The organism is Oribacterium sinus (assembly GCF_963553175.1).
GTDB classification, from domain to species: Bacteria; Bacillota; Clostridia; order Lachnospirales; family Lachnospiraceae; genus Oribacterium; species Oribacterium sinus_B.
In genome coordinates this window covers 16,754-37,984 of record NZ_CAUVME010000011.1, presented here as the reverse complement: position 1 = coordinate 37,984, position 21,231 = coordinate 16,754, and the positions used below count along the sequence as shown (strand labels likewise).

Annotated in this window: 12 protein-coding genes and 1 other annotated feature; all 12 genes read right to left on the bottom strand. The window is 43.1% G+C overall.

The window, feature by feature from the left end:
- Positions 1 to 160 precede the first annotated feature (160 nt).
- Complete coding sequence (gene pheT, locus RYO92_RS04535; RefSeq protein ID WP_315369627.1) at positions 161 to 2,596, bottom strand: phenylalanine--tRNA ligase subunit beta; 2,436 nt, start codon at positions 2,594 to 2,596, stop codon at positions 161 to 163.
- Positions 2,597 to 2,612: 16 nt separating this feature from the next.
- Complete coding sequence (gene pheS / locus RYO92_RS04530) at positions 2,613 to 3,635, bottom strand: phenylalanine--tRNA ligase subunit alpha (RefSeq protein WP_315369626.1); 1,023 nt, start codon at positions 3,633 to 3,635, stop codon at positions 2,613 to 2,615.
- A gap of 127 nt (positions 3,636 to 3,762) precedes the next feature.
- Positions 3,763 to 3,992: a binding site (T-box leader), on the bottom strand.
- An 89-nt stretch (positions 3,993 to 4,081) separates the two neighbouring features.
- The gene (locus RYO92_RS04525; protein WP_315369625.1) at positions 4,082 to 6,019 is read right to left on the bottom strand and encodes a sensor domain-containing diguanylate cyclase; all 1,938 of its coding nucleotides are present in this window, start codon (positions 6,017 to 6,019) and stop codon (positions 4,082 to 4,084) included.
- Positions 6,020 to 6,063: 44 nt separating this feature from the next.
- Positions 6,064 to 7,548 carry an extracellular solute-binding protein gene (locus tag RYO92_RS04520; protein WP_315369624.1) on the bottom strand — a complete coding sequence of 495 codons (1,485 nt, stop codon included), beginning with the start codon at positions 7,546 to 7,548 and terminating at the stop codon, positions 6,064 to 6,066.
- Positions 7,549 to 7,680: 132 nt separating this feature from the next.
- The gene (locus RYO92_RS04515) at positions 7,681 to 8,184 is read right to left on the bottom strand and encodes an NUDIX hydrolase (RefSeq protein WP_315369623.1); all 504 of its coding nucleotides are present in this window, start codon (positions 8,182 to 8,184) and stop codon (positions 7,681 to 7,683) included.
- A 261-nt stretch (positions 8,185 to 8,445) separates the two neighbouring features.
- On the bottom strand, positions 8,446 to 11,340 hold the full coding sequence (locus tag RYO92_RS04510; RefSeq protein WP_315369622.1) for a methyl-accepting chemotaxis protein: 2,895 nt from the start codon (positions 11,338 to 11,340) through the stop codon (positions 8,446 to 8,448).
- Between the two features lie 364 nt (positions 11,341 to 11,704).
- On the bottom strand, positions 11,705 to 13,912 hold the full coding sequence (locus tag RYO92_RS04505; RefSeq protein WP_315369621.1) for a methyl-accepting chemotaxis protein: 2,208 nt from the start codon (positions 13,910 to 13,912) through the stop codon (positions 11,705 to 11,707).
- Positions 13,913 to 14,262: 350 nt separating this feature from the next.
- Positions 14,263 to 15,393 (bottom strand): YkvI family membrane protein, encoded by a 1,131-nt coding sequence (locus RYO92_RS04500; RefSeq protein WP_040648946.1) that lies wholly within the window; start codon positions 15,391 to 15,393, stop codon positions 14,263 to 14,265.
- Positions 15,394 to 15,451: 58 nt separating this feature from the next.
- On the bottom strand, positions 15,452 to 16,768 hold the full coding sequence (gene grdB / locus RYO92_RS04495) for a glycine reductase complex selenoprotein B (protein WP_083793715.1): 1,317 nt from the start codon (positions 16,766 to 16,768) through the stop codon (positions 15,452 to 15,454).
- Positions 16,769 to 16,791: 23 nt separating this feature from the next.
- Entirely contained in the window at positions 16,792 to 18,078 is a 1,287-nt protein-coding gene (gene grdG, locus RYO92_RS04490; protein WP_007156718.1) for a sarcosine reductase complex component B subunit alpha, read from the bottom strand.
- Positions 18,079 to 18,185: 107 nt separating this feature from the next.
- Complete coding sequence (locus RYO92_RS04485; RefSeq protein ID WP_007156719.1) at positions 18,186 to 18,599, bottom strand: GrdX family protein; 414 nt, start codon at positions 18,597 to 18,599, stop codon at positions 18,186 to 18,188.
- A 323-nt stretch (positions 18,600 to 18,922) separates the two neighbouring features.
- Positions 18,923 to 21,121 (bottom strand): methyl-accepting chemotaxis protein, encoded by a 2,199-nt coding sequence (locus RYO92_RS04480; protein ID WP_315369620.1) that lies wholly within the window; start codon positions 21,119 to 21,121, stop codon positions 18,923 to 18,925.
- Positions 21,122 to 21,231 lie beyond the last annotated feature (110 nt).

Sequence of the window (21,231 nt, the reverse complement as noted above, 5' to 3'; positions counted from 1 at the left end):
GTAGACAATCTGAGCTCGTCGGTACTTAGCAAGAACGAGTAAAGCGAAGTTCGAGCTTAGTACCGCTACGTAAGCGAAGTTAGCGAAAGCGTGTCTACCGAGAAATCCCCATCGGCTTTTTGCGTATCCTTATTCTATTATATAACTACGAGGCTATGGCCTAAGCATCCCTCAGTCTTGCGCCCTTTTCCTCCAAAGCCTTCAAAAGACTATTAGTACATCCTACAATCTCCTGCTCTGTAAGGGTGTGGTCCTTGGCTCTGATGCTAACCTTATAGGACATGGACTTGTAGCCCTCCTGCACCTGTGCTCCCACATAGATATCGAAGAGCTCAATACTCTCCAAAAGCTCTCCCGCTCCCTTTCGGATGGCCTCCTCCAAGTCGCCGGCCATCACATTTACCGGTACTAAAAGAGAGAAGTCACGGGTAACCGCCGGGAACTTTGCCACCGGCTTATACTTTCTAAAGTCTCCGGAGAGAGGATAAAGAGCCTCTAAATCCATAATAGCCACATAAGCCTTTTCCTTCATATCAAAGTTCTGCAATACCTCCGGATGAATTTCTCCCAAGGAGCCTAAAAGCTTTCCTTCGTAAGAAATATTTGCCTTTCTTCCCGGATGGTAAAATGCCTTTTCGCAATCTTTATCATAGTGGAAATTTCCCTGTAAGCCGGACTGACGAAGCAGTTCCTCCACCTCTCCCTTTAAGCTGAAGAAGTCTCCCTCTCCTGCAAATCCAAGGGTCAAGGTCATTCTCTCCTTCGGAAGCTCTGTCAAGGGAAGAGCCTTGGGGATATAAATCTTAGCCATTTCAAAAAGCTTGGCATTCTTGTTCTTGTGATGCTCATTTAAGCTTAATGCCTGCAACATTCCCGGTACGGAGCTGGTACGCATTACGGAGAAGTCCTCTCCCAAGGGGTTGGCAATGGTAATCTGCTGCCACTCCATAGCATCCTTGGGGAATAAAAGCTTCTCATACACCTTCTTGGACTCAAAGGAATAGAAATAGCTCTCAGAATAGCCCAAAGCCTCTGCCAAATGACGAAGCTTCTGATTTAACTGTAAATCCTTAGCCTTGCCCCCGACGGTGGTAGCCTTTGGCAGGGTGCTGGGAATCTTGTCATAGCCATAGAAACGGGCAACTTCCTCCGCAATATCCGCCATTCTCTCCAAGTCCTGTCTAAAGCTTGGGATAACAAGGGATAGCTCCTCCCCATTTGCACCGTTCTTTACCTCTACGGAAATCTCCAAAGCGGTCAAAATCTTCTTCATTTCCTCTCCGGAAAGAGAAAGTCCTAAAAGATTGTTGATGTCAAAAACGGAAACTGTAAGCTTGGTATCCTCCCGCTTTACAGGATAGCAGTCCAACATTCCTCCCACTACCTCTCCTGCTCCAAGCTCTTCAATCAAGGTGCAGGCTCTATCCATAGCCATTTCGCAAAGGTTTGGATCCAAGCCCTTTTCAAAGTAAGCGGAAGCGTCGGTACGAAGTCCCAGTTTTCTTCCGGAAAGACGGATGTTGGTACCGTCAAAGCAAGCCGCCTCCAAAACTACATTCTTCACCTGATCGGTAATCATGGAATTCTCTCCTCCCATGATTCCTCCCAAGGCAATGCTTCTTTCCCCGTCCTTAATGCAGAGGATACTGTCGCTAAGCTCATGCTCTACGCCGTCCAGTGTGGTGAAGCTTTCCCCTTCCTTGGCTCTCTCCACAATAATCTTATGTCCCTTGATGGTGTCGTAGTCAAAGGCATGCATGGGCTGTCCCAGCTCCAGCATCACATAGTTGGTGATGTCCACGAAATTGTTGATGGGACGAATTCCTGCGGTGCGAAGACGGATCTGCATCCAAAGGGGGGAAGGAGCAAAATGCACATTTTTAATCAGTCTTGCGGTATAGCGCTTGCAAAGCTCCGGAGACTTTAATTCTACAGAAAGATAAGAAGAAACATCCTCCTGACTGCCAAGCTTTTCAATCTTTGGATACTGGAGCGCCTGCTTAAAAGTCGCCGCCGCTTCCCTTGCCAAACCAAGTACGGAGAAGCAATCCACACGGTTAGAGGTAATTTCATACTCATGTAAAATATCCCGAAGGCCTAAAAGTTCTGCCGCATCCACTCCCACCGGAGTTCCTTCCGGGAAAATGTATAAACCGCTCTCCGGTGCTTCCGGGAACAAGTTCTTTTCGCCTCCAAGCTCTTCAATGGAGCACATCATACCATTGGAGGGAACGCCCCTTAGCTTTCCGGCACGGATTTCCACGCCATCCTTGGGCTTACTGCCGTCATGGGCAACTTTCACCTTGCCCCCGTCCAAAACCACAGGAACAACGTCTCCCTGCTTCATATTCTGTGCACCGGTAACAATCTGAATCTGTTCATTTCCGATATCTACCTGACAAATGGAGAGCTTGTCCGCATCCGGGTGCTTCTCCAAAGAAAGGATCTTTCCGGTAACAATCTTTTCCAGATTCTCCCCCAAATCCTCCATGGTTTCTACCTTATTTCCTGCCAATGTCATGGCATCCCGGAATTCCTGTCCGCTTACGGAAAGTCCCGGAACATAGGCTCTCAGCCAATTCATGGATGTATTCATATTTTCCCCCTAACTCTTAAAACTGCTCCAGAAAACGCAGGTCATTTTCATACAAAAGACGCATATCATCAATTTCATACTTTAGTAAGGCAATTCTTTCTAAGCCCACACCGAAGGCGAAACCGCTGTATTCCTTAGAATCAATGCCGCAGCTCTCCAAAACCTTGGGATGCACCATACCGCAGCCCAAAATCTCAATCCAGCCCTCTCCTTTACAGAAACGGCAGCCCTTTCCCTTACATTTAAAACAGGACACATCCACCTCGGCGGAAGGCTCCGTAAAGGGGAAGTGGTGGGGACGAAGCTTGGTCTTGGTATCCTGTCCAAACAGCTCCTTGGCAAACAAATCCAGAGTTCCCTTTAAGTCGGAAAAATGAATATTTTTATCAATAACCAATCCCTCAATCTGGTGGAAAGAAGGGGAGTGAGTAGCATCCACCGCATCGGAACGGAATACTCTTCCCGGACAAATCATACGAATAGGCGGCTTATGAGTCTCCATATATCTTGCCTGTACGGAGGATGTCTGGGTACGGAGCAAAATATTGGAATTAATATAGAAAGTATCCTGTTCATCTCTTGCCGGATGCCCCTTCGGAATATTCAGCTTCTCAAAGTTGTAGCTGTCATACTCCACCTCAGGTCCCTCCACCACCTCATAGCCCATACCGATAAAGATTTTCTCTACCTCTTCCAGCGCTAGGGTATTGGGGTGGGGATGACCATAGCGAATCTTCTTGGCAGGAAGAGTAATATCAATAGTCTCCTCCCGCATTTTGGCTTCCCGAAGGCTTCTTTCCAGGTCTTCTCCATGGCTCTTAATGCTCTGCTCCACCTTTTGGAACATTTCATTTACCAGTTGTCCAAACTTAGGTCTTTCCTCCGGACTAAGATCCTTTAAAAGCTTCTTCGCCTCAGTCAGCTCTCCCTTCTTTCCTAAGAATTGTACTCTGATGTCATTCAAGGCTGTCAAATACTTGGAACCTGCAATCTGTTCCTCTGCCCGTTTTACAATCTCTTGCAATACTTGATGATCCATACACTCTTCCCTTTCCACTTTGAACTTTGTTTTACTTCCTTTTACAAAGGAAATCCGCTTTCTTTTGAGAACTCTTTTGGAGTTTATCTTTTTTAGAAATAAAAAAGCCCCTGTCTGTTCTCAAACAGACAGGGACGATTGCTCGCGGTACCACCCTGTTTTTCGATTCTTTCTTCTAAACCAAGAACCGAACCCTCATTTTGAATGTAACGTATTCCACGGTTTTTGCTACTCTCCTTCACAAAAACAGCTCCGGCGGGAAAATTCCATCGGGAAGATAGAAAGGACTTTCAGCCAAGGTCCCTCTCTCTAGGCTATCTTTTCTCCCTTTGTACTGGGCGCCATCTTCGCTTTTCAACCGACAGTTTATTGCCTAATGAAGGAAAAGTCAAGCTTTAGGCTCCTACTCCGGCCGCTTTCTACATCTACTCCGACTCTGACTCTTTCTATTCATTCTCCGGACTGGCCTCTTTGTGCTGATTCTCAAACGCAGGCTTTTTCTCCTTCTTTTCCTCTTCGTCTTTCTCCTTACCTAAATCTGTTGCTTCACTCCAGACACGAATCTGACTCTTAGTGGTTTTCTTCACCACATACATAGCATAGTCCGCATTTTTCTGGAGCTGATCCGGGTTAGTTCCTCCTTCGGGGTACCAGCTGACACCGCCGGAAAGACGGAGCTGCTTCTTTTCTCCATCCGGAAGCATGATGAAGCTGTTGTCAATGGTCTCCTGTAATCTTTCAATCAAGGCATTGATACGGCTCCGATTGCCCTCTTCATCAAAGATAAAGGCATTGAACTCGTCTCCGGAAATACGGGAATATATGGCTTCATCCCCCAATCCTTCTCGCATGGCATCGGAAGCACAGCGGATATATTTGTCTCCATATTCATGACCGTAGGTATCGTTTACAATCTTCAGATTATCCAGGTCCATCATGATATAAGCACCGATAGCATTTCCTCCGCCTTTTTTCTCCAAAAGCTCTCGGATTCTTCGTCCGAAGGCTCTTCGGTTATAAAGGTCTGTAAGGAAGTCATGGTCTCTTTCGTATTGCAGATTTCTTTGTTCCTGTAAAAGTCGATCGGACAAATCCTCCAGGGCCTCCGACATCTGATCAATCTCTAAAATGCCGGTTTCTCTGAGACGAAGTTTATCCGTCGTCTTATTACTGCGAATCGCCAGCGCCAGCTTCCGAATAGGCTTTTGCAAAAATAGGGAAATCACAAGGCTTCCCACGATTCCGATACCCAGAGTCAGAATAATGGTAACGGACATGACGAAGGTCATCCTATCCGCAAAGCGGTTCATCGTCTTATAGGGAATAGCCGCTCCCAACTGCCACTCCATATCAGTGAAAGGTCCTACTGTGGAAAAAAGATGTAAAGGCATACTGAAGGTAAAATAATTCTTCTTATCCGAAACAACTTTCCCTTCCCGGTCTTCTCCTATCGTAGCTTCTATCGAATTGAGCTGAATGATATCCTGGTAGCTTGTACTGCTTCCCTCTGAATTTCCGCTTTTATGAATACTGAGAAAATACGAGGCAGTTCCACTACCGTCCAATTCTCTGGAGGGCAGATTTTGCTTCAAATAATCCACCAAAATATCCACTCCCAGAACTCCATACACCCGTCCGTCGGAAAGCCGTAGGGGAACTGAATAGGCAATGGCTTCTCTGGTTTCGCCGAATAAGGTATAGGGTTTACTCCAAAATCCCATATCCTCCCAGGTCACATCCGGCTTACTGTAAAAGGTCGCTTGGGTAGGTTCATATAAAAAGTCATAATAGGGCACATCTGCCGTACCGAATTGAAAGCTGGTATTCCAGGTTTTATCGGTAGCAATCTGGGTATTTCGTACCACCAAAAGAGGAGAGCGTTCAATCAGTAAATCCAAGTTTTCCGAGCTGGCTCTGGATTCCGGATCCAAATCTCGAAAGTACAGACCCGGCTTATCCATATATTTCTTGGACGTCATACTATCTTCCAAGTTATCCGCATTTAATATCATGAAAACGCCGGTAACGTGATTGGTCCGCATCATACTGATTAAGTCCATACTGACTGCACTTAAGAAAGGAGCGGCATTTTCGGAACTGTCATCAATAGCCTCAATGTCCATCTTTCCCGCATCCACAAGCCCATCTGCCAAAAGATTAATCTTTTGCACGGTTTGGCTGACATTCATCCACTGATTCACCATCAGGCTTTCCAGATAATTTCGTCTCGCTTCCACACGACTTTCGATGATATCTTGGGAATTTTTATGAATCAGAGAAAACAAGCCCTGACCATAAATAGAAATCATCAAAATCAAAATCTCCAAGATAACCAACCCCATCAAAGGAATCAATATTTTCGTAAAAATCGGTTGTTTCTTCATACGCGTCCTTTGGCAACTTTTGCTCCCCGTATTGATAAGGAGTCTTAACTATCTGACAACAAATAATTTATTTCCTGTAATATAGTCTCATAATACTGTTCAAAATTCTCGTCATTATCATACTCCGCTATAGCATCCTCTCTGGATACGCCGGAAGCCATTGCAGTCTCAATCTTATACCGATCCGACAAAGCCTTATCCTGAAGCTCATATTCCAGAGCTTTTCTAATTTCTGCCAGATTAATGATGGAAGGGGTAAAATACAAGGTGTTGGAAGACATGGTGGACAAAGCCTTTTCCAAAGAAGGATCCATTCCGCTCCCCTTCTCCTTGTCAATAGCTTCCACGGTAAAGCTGTCTACACGTACCGGAAGATATTCTGCAGAAAGGGCGAACTGGGCATTTTCCTCATAGCTGGTCAGCCACTTTAAAAATTGAACGGAAGCCTCCACTCTCTTCTTATTTCCTTGAACAACACCCATGCCGATCCCCTGCTGCATCGCAATCTCTTCCCCTCCTTCAAAGTGAGGAGCCGGCAAAACAATATCGGTAATGGCATGTTGTTCCCGGTCCGAAATAATCACTTCCTTCGGAAAGTAAACACTGGAAGCGGAAGATGCGGTATAGGCCAGAATATCTCCTGTCTTCACATCATCGGACCGAAAACGCCCCTCAGAGGTGAAATAGCCTTTAATAATAGGAACATATAAATTATCCCACAGGGTTTTCATCACTTCTTTTGGGAATTGCACCTTAGGATTTCCTTCCTCATCTACAGAAATTAAATTCACGCCCAGCTCTCTGGCTCCTACCAGCATATAGTTCGCATAGTCATCAATGCCGTAGAACGCTTTGCCGTCATCCGGCGTTTCCGTAAGCGAATCCGTATACCGGTAGTATTTTTCTGCAACATTCAGTAAGCCTTCTTTGGTGCTTAATTCCGAAAGAGATGTTCCGGTAGCTTCCGCAAAGCTATCCCAATCCGTTTTGTTGATATAGAGGAGCTCCGTGGACTTGGCCACAGGCAAAATCTTTACGCCTCCATATTTCCTCCCCAATCGCCCTTCCTCAAGAAAGCTCGGCACAAAAGCACTCCAATCTTCTTTGCTGAAATAGGAATCCAGGTCTGTGAGAACCCCTTCCTCTTCCAATATCATCGCTGTATCGGTATGCAAGCTGACGATGTCCGGATAATCCCCCTGGGCTAATTTCTTTTGGTTAATCCCGTATAAATTATTCTGCAAATCCAAGGTGGAACCGGGGTTATAGGCCTTCACCTCTACTCCGATATCCTTTCCACGACCTTCATTGAAACGATTAATCGTTCGCTGAAAGGCCTCCTGTTGAATACCGGAAAAATAGGTCCAAACCGTGATTTCCAAGGGCTCTTCTTTCACACTAAAACCGCCCCTTTCTTTGCTAAAGGGGCTTTCTGCAGAACTGACCACCTTGGTACCGCAGGCCAAAAGCCCCAGTGCCATGGTCAGTAATACCGGCAATTCTAAAATCTGTATTATACTTTTCTTCATCTCCTTAATCCTTACATTCTCCCATAGCCCATGCGTATTTTTGTACAAAAAAATATCGGCGTTGTTATTAATAGCAATAATGCATTTTGTATAGCACTATAATTTTTTAACAAATGGGAAAATTTTCGGCATTTAGGATGAGAGCAAATTCTCTTTCCCATCCAAAATGGCTTCCAACAACTTCCCCTCCCGGTCATATCGTAAAGTTAAAGAGAAAAATCCCTCTCCCTTTGCCAACAATTCCAGAAAGATCCGGTCTCCCTCCCAAAGGGGTAATGCTTTCACCTCTTCATAGGAAAAATATTGCAGTTCACCTTCCAAACATTCCTTTAAAGGACCTTCTTCCAGTACGGCAGTGAATAAAAACATATAGCTGCAATCTTTTTCTCCATAGAAAAAGCTTACGATTCCCCTTAGTTGATGGCTCAGGACATGCAGTCCCGTTTCCTCGAAAACTTCTCGGTAAAGACAATCCTCCGGGCTTTCCCCCGCTTCAAAATGCCCTCCTACACCGATCCATTTTCCTTTATTAATATCTTCCTTTTTCTTATTCCGGTGAAGCATTAACCATTTTCCCTCTTTCTCTACATAACAGAGAGTGGTTAATACACCGTCAGCAAATCTTTTCTTCTCCATACGCAACAGTATACACAAAAATTGCACAAATTCCAAGTATGATTTTTGCGCAATTTACATAAAAACAAAGGTGCTTTCCTTTATTTTTAAGTTTTATATTCTCCTTTACTACGGTCTTCCGGATACTCCTGCCATGTAAGAAATAAGGACATTATTCCGGGAGCTTAAGAAAGATTCCCCGCATATTTCTGCAAAACTCTTTAAGGATCAAGAAAAAGAGGACCTGCACTATGGCGATCCTCTTTCTAAGATGCTGTCTAATTAATACTTGTCATCATCCGGTAAAATGCTTCTCTTATACTCAGTTTTCCGGATTTTTCCTAAATCCTTGGCTAAAGCCTCTTCTCTTTCCGCCTTTTCCTCGGTGGAAAGCTTTTCCTGATTCTGCAGCGGAGTTTTCTTTACTCCATCCTGCGGTACATAGTGAGCATCTCCGGGAATGGGAATCTGGGATAAATCCATACCATCCATACCGCTGATATCCACTAAAACCTGTCCTTCTTCTACCACGGATGCTTTCGCAGTTTTTGCCTTTTTCTTTTCTACCGGCTTCTTAACAGGAGTTTCTTCCTCCTTCAGCTCATCTGCTTCCGCAGCTTTTATTTCTGCTTTAGCTTCGGACTTTTTTTCGGTTTTGGCTACCGTTTTTTCTGCCTTCGCTTCCACCGGCTTCTCTTCTACCGGCTTCTCGAGCTTTTGTTCTACCTGCTTATCATTCTTTGGTCCAGCAGACTTCTCTTCCTTTTTTGCCACCGGCTTTTCTAATTTTGCTGTGGCAGACGTTGGTTTTGCTTTCTCTACTACAGGAGCATTCTTTACTTCCTCTACTGCCGGAGAAGCTTCCGTCTTTTCCAATACAGGAATGACTTCTATATCATCAACTACCGGAGTAGCTACCGGAGCAGTCTCATCCTTCTTTGTTGCAGCAAAGCCATTTAATTCTCTCTTATAAGGCTCTGTTCTTAACTGGAACTTCTCTAACAATTCGTTCAAGCGATCTGCCTGTCCGGAAAGCTCTTGAGATGCTGCTGCGGACTCTTCCGCTGTTGCAGTATTGCTCTGTACTACGGAAGAAATCTGGTCAAGACCTGTAGTAAGCTGCTTGATTCCTTCAGCCTCTTCCTCGGATGCGGAAGAAATGGAGGTGATAATACCGTTAATCTTCTCTGTTTTCTGGGATACTACAGAAAGAGACTCTGCGGTTTCCTCTGTAATTCTTGCTCCCTTATTTACCGCCTCAATGGTTTCCTCGATTAAGCTGGAAGTGTTCTGAGCCGCCTTTGCAGACTTCTGGGCAAGGTTTCCTACCTCATCCGCTACAACCGCAAAGCCCTTTCCTGCCGCTCCAGCTCTTGCCGCTTCGATAGCCGCATTTAAGGAAAGGATATTGGTCTGGAAAGCAATATCATCAATGGTCTTAATAATCTTACTGATTTCCTGAGACTTCTCGGTGATGTCCTGCATTGCTCTGGACATCTCGTTCATCTTCTGGTTACTGGTTCCTACCGCACTGCCGGTTTCCTTGGAAAGTCCGGAAGCATGCTGAGACATTTCCGCTGTTTCCTTGATTTTTACGGAGATATCATTCATGGTTGCGCTGAGCTCTTCGATGGAAGATGCCTGCTCCGTTGCGCCCTGAGACAGGGTCTGAGCGGAACCGCTAACCTGCATTGCGGAAGAGTTTACCATATGAGAGCTGTTCTGAATTTCTCCCATGGTTACATTTAAATCGTCTAAAATATCGTAAAGACTGGTAAGTAACGGCTCATACTCCCCGTTATAAAGCTGGGTATTCCAGAATTCGAAGGAGAAATTTCCCTTGGCAATCTGTTCCAACTTTCCTGCCAAATCCTGAATAATACTTCGGATTCGTTCCACAACCTTTTCCATGCTCTTGGCAATCTGTCCGATTTCATCCTGGTAAGGATAGTTGATTTCCTTGGAGAAGTCTCCCTCTGCCACGGATTCTCCCACGTCGGCAATCTTCTTTAATGGATTTAAGGACTTCTTGATGAAGAAATAGCTGAATCCTACCAAGAGTGCAATTCCCAGAACGGAAAGGGGAATTGCCAGCATAATCATGTTACTGATTGCCTTGGTATATTCCTTTTCGGAAACCTCAATGGCTACCCACCAGGTTACGCCTTCTATCTTTAAAGGACGGGCATTAAACTGCACCAGGTCTCCATTTTCATTTTGAATATGGGTATTGAAGGGTTCTCCCTGATCCAGATAGGATTGAAGCTTTTCCATACTATCCGCAGGAAGAATATCGCTTAATTGCTTTCCCTTAGCCTCTTCGTTCATACTGAACATGATGTGACCGTTTGTATCAAATACATTGCTGTATAAGCTCTGGAAACGCTCATCCTTCTGTTCAATGATTTCAAAGGAAGTCATATCCATATCGACGATAACGATTCCCTTAAACTCATCCTTATATATAATCGGTTCAATAACGGATACAACCCATCCCCCATCTGCACTTTCATCCTCATAGGCATTGGTCAGATTTAATCCCTTATTCTCCTTTGCCTTCAGGTAATAGTCCTTCTGAGAATACATGCTGTAAGGGTAAACCATCAGCTTTCTCTTCTCCGCATCAGTTCTGCTCATATAGGGCGCATAGTTTTCGATACCCTGATAAAAAGCATTCGGCTCCAAGAAAACACCGATTCCCACATAGGACTCATTATTGCTTAAAGAAGCATAAATGGAGTCCAAAAGAGTTGTCTCCGCATTATAGCGACTGGCGGGAATCGCTGCATCCACAATTCGGGAACGGAACATGGTTCCTGCCATAGTGGTGGGCTCTAAAATATTGTGCTGGTCATCCTCAATGGTCCAAAGATGGGAGGGAACCCCTCCCGCCATATCGTTCTGATCATATATACTTACAATGCCTTCTTTAATGGTGTTCGCCGTAACCTCAGCCTGGGTAACCACGTTATCCAGATCTGCAATTCCCAAACGAATCTTATCATCCATATTTCCTCGTAAAGCACCGTAAATGGCAGTCTTTCCCATGGAAATAATAGCAATGCTTAAGCCTGCCATTAAAATTATGCTAAGAAGTCCTATTGCCACAGACATTCTTGAACTGAGCTTCATCTTTTTCCAAAAGGATGTCCCAGTGGTATTGCTTCTTTTTTTCATTTTGTATTTTTCCTCCTTGAAAAATTCTACTTCCTGTTTTCTTCTCTAATTCATCGTCCGATTTAGCCTTTTTTATAAGGTAAATTCCCTTTTCCCCGGCACTTTCTTTATTTTTCACAAAAGACTTAAGATGTCCCCTGTAAACTAAGTGTCACATCCTGTGATACTCGTTAAGAATATAAACAGCCCCTTGGGACTCTGCATTATCCCTAAACCGGGGGTTTACAGTTTCTCAAGAGGCAGTCTTTTTTATTTTATGCTTAAGCTTAAGTATAGTATTAAACGCTCATTCTATCCTATACAGTTATATTTCATGAAGGCTTAATGCATATTTTTATGAAAACTCATTTTAAGTGTATTCTGGTTAGTCCTCGTTTTTTAATTGAAAACGATTTACCAAATCATTCATGATATTAGCCTGGCCGGAAAGCTCCTCAGAAGCTGCCGCAGACTGCTCTGCCGTTGCGGTATTGCTCTGTACCACAGAGGAAATCTGATCGATTCCCGTTGTCAGCTGAGAAACGCCTCTAGCCTCTTCCTCCGATGCGCTGGAGATGTTTGTGATAATGTCGTTAATATCCTTCGCATGGTTGGATACGGTTGTCAAGGATTCTGCGGTTTCTTCCGTAATCTTGGCTCCCTTTTCCACCGCTTCAATGGTTTCCTCAATAAGGCTGGAAGTATTCTGTGCCGCCTTTGCAGACTTTTGAGCCAGGTTTCCTACCTCATCCGCAACCACTGCAAAGCCCTTTCCTGCTGCACCGGCTCTTGCCGCCTCAATAGCTGCATTCAAAGATAAGATATTGGTCTGGAAGGCAATGTCATCAATAGTCTTGATAATCTTACTGATTTCATTGGACTTCTCGGTGATTTCCTGCATTGCCCTGGACATTTCTTCCATCTTTTGATTACTGAGACCTACCGCCTCCTCTGTTCTTTGAGAAAGTCCGGAAGCCTTCACCGCCATTTCCGCAGTTCCCTTAATCTGGGTGGAAATGTCGTTCATGGTAGCACTTAATTCTTCAATAGAAGAAGCCTGTTCCGTTGCACCCTGAGAAAGTCCCTGGGCACCGGAGCTTACCTGCTCCGCACCGGCATTAACCTCCTTGGCACTGGTCTTAATCTCCGACATGGTTTTATCTAAATCATTGGTGATTTCCTGAAGGGAGGTAAGAAGGGGACGATAAGCTCCCGGATACTGCTCCGCATTGTCCAAAGAAACACGGAAGTTTCCCTTTGCCAATTCTCCTAATTTCTCGGAAAGATCGGAAATGATTTCCCGAACATGCTGCATAACACTCTGGATAGCAGCGGCCAAGTCTCCGATTTCGTCCTGCTGATCGTAGGAAACCTTCACATCGAAGTTTCCTTCCGCAACAGCCTTTCCCGCCAATGCAATTCCCTGTAATGGATTTAAAGCCTTCTTAATTAGGAAGTAGCTGATGGCAATCAAAATCATAAGACCTACAATACTGAAAACGGCACACATGATAACCAACTGGTTTCTGGCTGCCATAAATTCACTGTCGGCAATGCTGATCATAGACCAAAGGGTGGAACCGTGAATGGTTAATGGACGGAAGTACATTCTCTCTTTTACCCCTTCTGCATTCATCACCGTTGCGGTAAAAGCTTCTTCCTTATCCATATTTTGGCGAAGCATTTCATAGGTATCCTTACCCAAAACTTCTTCCAGCTTCTTTCCAATTGCCTCTTCCTTCATGGAATACAAAAAGCTTCCATTTGCATCTAAGATGTTGGTTGCCAAAGAGGGAAAACGCTCATCGGTCTGCTGAATGGTGCTGAATACTTTGGTATTAATATCCAGAATAACCGCTCCCACAAAGGCATTGTTTTCATCAGTAATAGGATTTCCCAAACTGATCATCTGAATATCCGGATGAAGGGTATCGCTATACACATCGGTTAATACCATTTCGCCGGATTCTTTTGCCCCGTTATACCAGGAAGAGTCCTTGTAAAAGCTGTACTGGTAAGACATTACCCCCTTCTTTTCCAAATCCTCTGCAGACATGTATACCCCGTAATCGGAAACATTGTCGGAGAAGCCGTTTGGCTCAAAGAAGATTCCTGCTCCTACCAAATCCTTATTGTCGGTTAAGGCGGACTGTAAAGAATCCAAAATCACGGTTTCCGCATTGTAACGGGAAGCAGGAAGCTCCGCATTTACAATTCTGGAACGGAAGGTAGTTGCCCCCATCCCCGGATTATTGACTACTTCTCCGGTAGCTCTGTCCTTTACCACCCACTGGTTCTCCGGCGCCTGTCCGATGCCGTCATGCTGACTGTGCATGCTGTGAATACCGTTTTCCAGAGTCATGGAAATAGACTCCAAACGAGAAATAACCTGTTGCAAATCTCCGATGGCCATGGTGGCCTTATCGTTTAAGTTGTTATCCAGAGCCGAGCTGATGGAATGCTCCCCTGTCTTAATGATTGCCACACTCATGGCAAAAAACACCAATACACTGGCAATTCCTAAAATCATCGATAATCTTGTGCTGATGGAAGAACGCTTCTGCTTCTTCTCTACCCCAATACCCTTTTTCATTCTGTTCTTTCCTCCTTGAAAAAACAATTTCTACATCGCATCTGCTTTATTCTCTCACGTTAATAAGCCAAGGTATAAATCGGCGTTTTTCCAAGGAGGCATAAGAAAAGTTTATGGATTGAACAATCTTTTTTTACGAATACTTGCGTTTTTTGATGGAATAATCGTTATGCCGGAACGTTTTTCGATGAAATAATTGTCATACCGGAACATTTTTCGACGGAATAATCGTAATAAAAACAATTATATAATGAAAAGCGAATCATAGAAAAATCGGCAGAAGTAGCCCTAGCTACAACTGCCGACTTTTCCATCATATATTTTTCTTATAGAAAAGATTTCATAAAAACCTACGCTATAGCATGTTCTGCTGTTGCCATCTTGGAATGCAGCTTTGTTTTACTCATTCTGGTACGAATATCATATACCAGCATAAATCCTACCAGGATAAAACCAAGATAGCCATTCATACCATACAGAACATTTACCAAGCCCTTATAGGGAAGAAAACAAGCTATCACGCAACCTACAACACCTCCAATTACAGTGAGTAGCTTATATTTCTGTGTTCCTTCCTTTGCCACCTTTCCAACACCGGTCCATAGTAGCGGAACGGAAGTGGTATAGATTCCACAAAAGATGATGATTGCAAGTGCTTGGGCAAGAATAGGCGATATACTATTGGCAAGCACTAATGCAGGAATATCAGCATGTCCTGTTTCACCGATATAGCAAATCAACGCAATACTGGCAAGTACAGCCGTTCCCATAATAAATACTGTAGAAAGTAACATACCATAATTTACTTCCTTTAGCTTATTCTTTGCCCCAACCTCTCCCAGAAATGCCGCAAACCAAAGGATGACAAATCCTCCGTAGGAGAAGCCGGAAAGTAAAGGATTTCCATTTCCTACCTGAGCCAGTTTCAAGTCTCCACTATCCACCTGCTTCAGGTTAGCAGTAAAATTTCCTATACCTTTTACTCCACTCATAACGGAAACCAAAAGTATAATTACAATAATCAATGGACCTATCTTGCCTAATGCATTTAATATTCCATCCAAGCCAAATATTGCTGTTGCAATGACACAAGCAGTTAATATCACTGCACCTACACCATTGGGAAGTCCCCATTGCTGAGTAGCTGTTGAATTTGCTCCTCCACACATCACAATAAAACACATATAGCAGAAAAAGGCCGAAAAGTAATCATAAAAAGTGCCAATATACTTTCCGCAATAGTGATTATAAATGTCTCCTCCTCTTGAAAGACTCAAGCGATTTCCATTAGTTGCAAAAGATAGATTCGTGTAAATATAAATTACTGAAATAACTAAAATTACAATCCAAAGTTTGCTCCCGTAGGAGGCTTCATATTGCATGACCTCCTGCATTGTAGCAAATCCGGCTCCGATATAGAAAGCAATACAGGCGCCACAGAATCCTATGATTGCTCCTAGGCTACATTTCTTCTTGTCCATATTTCTCTCCATCTTATCCTATTTCCTGCCATCTTTAGGATTGACACGAAAAACAATTTTAAAAGTCTTCTTCAAATACAGTCTGCTCTGTAACAGGAACTGTCAATGTCTTTAGAGCTCTTCTTACTAAAGCTTCACGAATTTCATAGCTCTTAGGTTCACCCTTAGTTGGATCTCCCAATGGGTAAGGAATACCGATTGCCGGGACAATTCGATTTGCTCCAATCGTCAAAGAAATAGGTACAACAGTACAAATATGAACAACAGGAATACCTGCACGGTCAATTTCTTTTACCATCGATGCACCGCATCTTGTACAGGTTCCTCACGTGCTGACCATGACGACAGCATCCACATTATCTTCCTTTAACATGGGTATATATTCTTCCGCAAAACGCTTAGCACTATTTGTTGCAGTTCCTGTACCTGTAGTTGTAATGAAGTAATCGGTCAGTTCTCCAAATACTCCTTCCTTTTGCAGGTTCCGCAAAGCATCCACAGGAATACAAAGATCAGGATCTTCCATGACAAAAGCTCTATCATATCCACCATGTATTGTGGTAAAATCCGCCTTATCTGCATGATCCATACCGGCAATTGAATACTTTCCCCACTTTGTAGCATTCGATGACTCAATATGGTCAGGATTTCCCTGTGGTACAACTCCACCGGAGGTGATGAGTGCAATCTTAGCATGGGCAAGATCCTTTAATGGAGCTGCAGGTGCCACGTGGTCAATGACAGGCATTGGATAGTCAGTATAGATTTCCTCACCTTTAATCTTCTTTACTAATAGTTCAACCGCTCTCTCAGATCCTCTTCTCTCATTAAAGTAATTTACACGAATCCCCTGTGGAATATACCCCTCCTCTGCAGGAGAAAGTATTTCGCTACCATCTATCTTCTTCTTTAAAAGATTAGCCATCTTTGGAGCAGCTTTTTTCATATCTGCAGAGGAATCTTTTGTCTCAATAATATGAACATCTTTATAGAACATATCTGTTCCCGGATTCTCCACATACATGCCAGTTACAGAAGGAATGCCCAACTCATCTTGAACAGCCTTTGCCATGGTTCCACATGCCACACCATAGCGTCCGGCATTAAAAGCGGGTCCGGCAATAAAGCCATCCGGCTTTTCTTCCTTAATCAGCTCTAAAAGTTGAGGAACCACCCCTTTTTCAATATTTGAACCAAAATAGTTATCTCCACAAATTACCGTTGCTACTATTTCATATCCATCTCCCAGCTCCTTTTGTAAAGCAGTTCCGGGTCCAACCGCACCCTTTCTTACTTCCGGAGCTATATCCGCCTTTTCTTCTCCACCAATTCCTGCGAAGAACTGGTTAATATAGTGTACTATTCTCTTTCCCATAGTATTTTCTCCTTCCTTCGCAATTAATAAGTTCTTGCACAAAGCTTATTGAATCCATTAGCAATTGTAGAAGCGATAATAATTTGAATTTCCGCATCAAAGGATCCATCTTCATGCTTACAGCCAACCCAACCGCCAATCTGCATTTCGATGTAATCTTCCATGCCGATAACCTTATCCATTTTGGGAAAATGAATAACTACATTACCGTTACCGCAGGATATCATGGTATCAGCTTCCTCACAAACGTCTGCAAGAGAATATGACTTTCCATCTTTTCCGGGGAACTCATCTGTAATCAGAACAACTTTCACTCCCCGTTGTGTCGTCTTCTTACAATTCATCATTAAGTCAGTATCCGGGTTTCCATAACCCTCTTCAGTAAGAAGGACTCCATCTAATCCAAGATACTCACATAATTTAGAAGTCATATCAGAATGCCTTTCCTTATCCATCAGAAATACATTCTCATTCGTCAGAATAACGCCCAGAAAGTTCAAAGTTTTTCCATGCTGTTTGAATAAATCTTCAATGACAGGATTATGTAAATGATGGTATGTCGTCACCTTATCACAGGGTGCCACGCAATTGCCGGAAGTAATTGCACCATCAAAAATTTCTTCAGGATACATAATAGTAGGAACAATCTGTTTAGCATCTACACCATAGTAATAGGTATCATGTAAAAGTCCCTGAGATTGCAACATATGAATATATCCTACCTTAGGTAAGTCAGGATATTGGGCAACTTGCTGAAGCAAAGGCTTGGTTTCAAAGACCTCCCATTCCTTTGGCTCATGCCCTTCCAAAGCTTTAGCTAAATATACGGCAGCATTAAGACCTGCCATTCTACCAGCATTTTCATAAACATGAGTCTCAAGGCCATCCTTGGGCTCGATTACTACACATACGTTCTGTGTTTTAGAGAAGGGGCAATAGTCAGCAGCAGGACCTGTCATATCAATGACTCCCTCTTGGAAACCTACAATCTTTCCAACTGTTACTACACAAGCGCCATCCATACACAAAGTTTTTCCATGTCCAACTTCGGTAACTTTTCCCATTACACCGGGGAATACACATCCCGGGCCCTCTACCTTTAACCTAGGTTCAATAACATCTTTCACGGGAGTGATACGAATAGATTCTCCCGGCCTAGCCAGTTCGATGCGACAAGCAAGTAGACGATCATCCTTTAAGATCAAATCGGACAATTCTTTGGCATTCACGTAAAGAGTGTTGTCCTTAATTTCCGTCTTGTCGCCAAATTGTACATCTGCAATATGAATTCTTCCTAACTCCAATTTCATGCAAAATTTCCTCCTTGGCAATTTTCGTCACACACACCGGTGAGACAGTAGTTAAAATTAAATTATTTATATAAACCCGGCCGAGGTTATAAACTATAAACTAAATTCTACATCACCCATTGTCTTAACAAAGAAGACTGAAGAGCTGACTCCACTACAGACATGTCAATAATTTGAAAGTCCTTTAAACACTTTTCATTCCATCTGGGATTCTTCATCCCCTTACTTAACTTATCTGCTGTTTGAATACTGAGTTTTATAATTTCTGAATCCCTTTCTGCAGAAAATACAGCGATATCTTTGGAGAGCAATACTGACTTGTACGGACATTGCTTAGGCTTCAAATTACTAGCCAGGGGATGAGTCATTAAATGATAGCCTTTTTCTATAAAGCTCTGTGTTTCCCTTAAGATGTCGCAAAAATCATATTCAGCTAAATACTGTACAAAAATACTATCATGATTCTGATATTTTTGAGAAATTGACGGATTATTTGTTATAAAAATAAATTTTTTATGCATTTTCTACACCTCCGTGAGTATGTTAATACATTAACGTATTATTTTCATTTTGTAAAATTATATTTTTTTATGCACTTTTATTTTATATAAAAAAACTTTTATATCTTTTTTACATAATTGTGTGCTTTTCTTATTTGGTTTTCTTATATATATCCACACTTTCTCTTCAGTATATTCATTTTTTATAATTTTTAAAAATTCAAAAAAATATAGAGCCTCCTCTTGGAGACTCTATATTTTTTTCCTTAAAAGATATTGCTTTCTAAGCTTCAATATCTTGTGCAAATATTTTATATTATTATTCCGTTAATCGATTCTGTGTATTAATCTTCCTTTAACTGGAAGCGTCTTACCAAGTCGCTTAAGATATTGGCCTGTCCGGAGAGCTCTTCGGAGGCTGCTGCAGATTCTTCCGCTGTTGCGGTGTTACTCTGTACTACGGAGGAAATCTGGTCGATTCCTACAGATACCTGCTCTACCGCTCTGGACTGCTCCACAGAGGCTTCTGCAATCTGATTTACCAAATCGGTTACTTTTCCTGCACCGGTAACCACTCTCTGTAAGGATTCTGCAGTGCTGTCTGCCAGAACAGTTCCCTGCTCTACTGCCTGAAGTGTCTCCTCAATCAACATGGTAGTATCCTTTGCCGCATTTGCAGACTTCTGTGCCAGATTTCCTACCTCATCCGCTACTACCGCAAAGCCCTTTCCGGCTACGCCGGCTCTTGCCGCTTCGATTGCCGCATTCAGAGCCAGGATATTGGTCTGGAAGGCAATATCATCAATAGTCTTGATAATCTTACTGATTTCTCCGGACTTTTCATTGATGTTTTCCATGGCAGCCTTCATCTGCTGCATCTGCTTGTCGGAGTTGCTTACTTCCTTGCCGGCATTCTGAGCCTCTACATTGGCAAGACGAGTGTTCTCCGCTGTCTTCTTAATGTGCTCGGAAATATCATTTACCGTTGCAGAAAGCTCTTCGATGGAAGAAGCCTGCTCTGTAGCACCCTGAGAAAGTCCCTGGGCACCGGAGCTAACCTGTTCTGCACCGGAATTTACCTGAATTGCACTCTGCTGAATCTCTGCCATAGTATTGGAAAGATCTTCAGTGATATTGTTAATGGAATCAAAGAGAGGTCTATAGGATCCGCTATAGTATTCCGCATTCTTCATTTCCAGATTGAAGTTTCCATGAGCCAGCTCAGTGAGCTTCTCGGAAAGGTCGGAGATGATAGAGCGGATTCTCTCCACAACGTTGTTCATGGAATGCATCAAAACGCCGATTTCATCATTGCTCTTATAAGAAAGATCCATGGAGAAATCTCCTGCGGATAATTTCTCTCCTGCCTCTGTCACCTTCTGTAATGGCTTTAAGAAACGAGTAATCAAAACTGCTGTTACGATGACTAAAAGGATTACGGTTGCTATACCGGCAGTTGCTCCGAACTTTACCAGACGATCTACTTCTCTGTCGTAGTCTTTCTCAGAAATATTTAATCTAACCCACCAGGTGCTACCGTGCATATCGATGGGATGGAAATACTCTCTTCTCTCCTGATTATGCTCATTTACAACTTTTAAGGTAAAGGCTTCTTTCGCTTCCATCTTTTCGGAAATGGCTTTGTATGCCTTCTCCGGAAGAAGCTCTTCCAGTGTTTTTCCGTTTACTTCCTCATTTTTACTGTGAATCAGGCCTTCTCCATCAATCATATTTACAAACATAGAGGGGAAGTCAGGATCCTCCATGCTAATGTTAAGTAACATATCTTCCTTTACATCCAGAAGAATAGCACCCACAAACTGATTGTTGTTCATGATGGGCTTGGTGATGGCAAACATTCTCTTACTGGGGTCTACCGTATCACTGTAAACCGGGGAAACATAGGTATCTCCCTTTTCCTTCGCTCCGGTGTAATAAGCGATATTTTGATACTTCTCATAGGGGAAGTTCATGATTCTTCTATTCTCCACTTCATTTCTAAGAAGCACAGGTGCATAATTATCAATTCCCTGATAGAAGGCATGTGGCTCGAAAAGAACACCGATATCCTCCAGATTTTCATCATCCTTCATGTTGGAATAAAGCGCATTCAGCATTACCACCTCGGCATTGTAGCGGGAAGCCGGGATGTACGCATCCACCACACGACTACGGAAGGATGCATTTTCCATAGGGGTAACGGTTTGGTCATTGCCCTCGATATCTCTAATCTTCCATGGATTACCGGGTTTTCCGCCGACTTCATCATTTTGCTGGAAGACAAAGCTGATACTCTGCTCGATATTGTTCGTAATGGTATCTAATTTTGTCATCAAATCGCTCAGATCGGAAGATGCCTCTGCCGCCTTATCCTCCATATTGGCATTGATTCTCTTATCCATGGCAATTCTAAAGCTGTGAATCAGGAAATATAGCAATCCCAATAAAATCACAAAGGTCAATGAACCCAGGATTAAGGACATTTTCTGACTAAGCTTCAGGTTCTCGTAAAATGAGCCTGTGGCCTTTTGTTTCTTCTTCATATTTTTTCTTTCCTCCTTGAATTTCGTGCTCCTAAATCATTTTTTAATGAAGAACTCTTAGATTCATCGACCATCCTCAAGCATATATAAGTGAAAACTGTTTTTTCGCT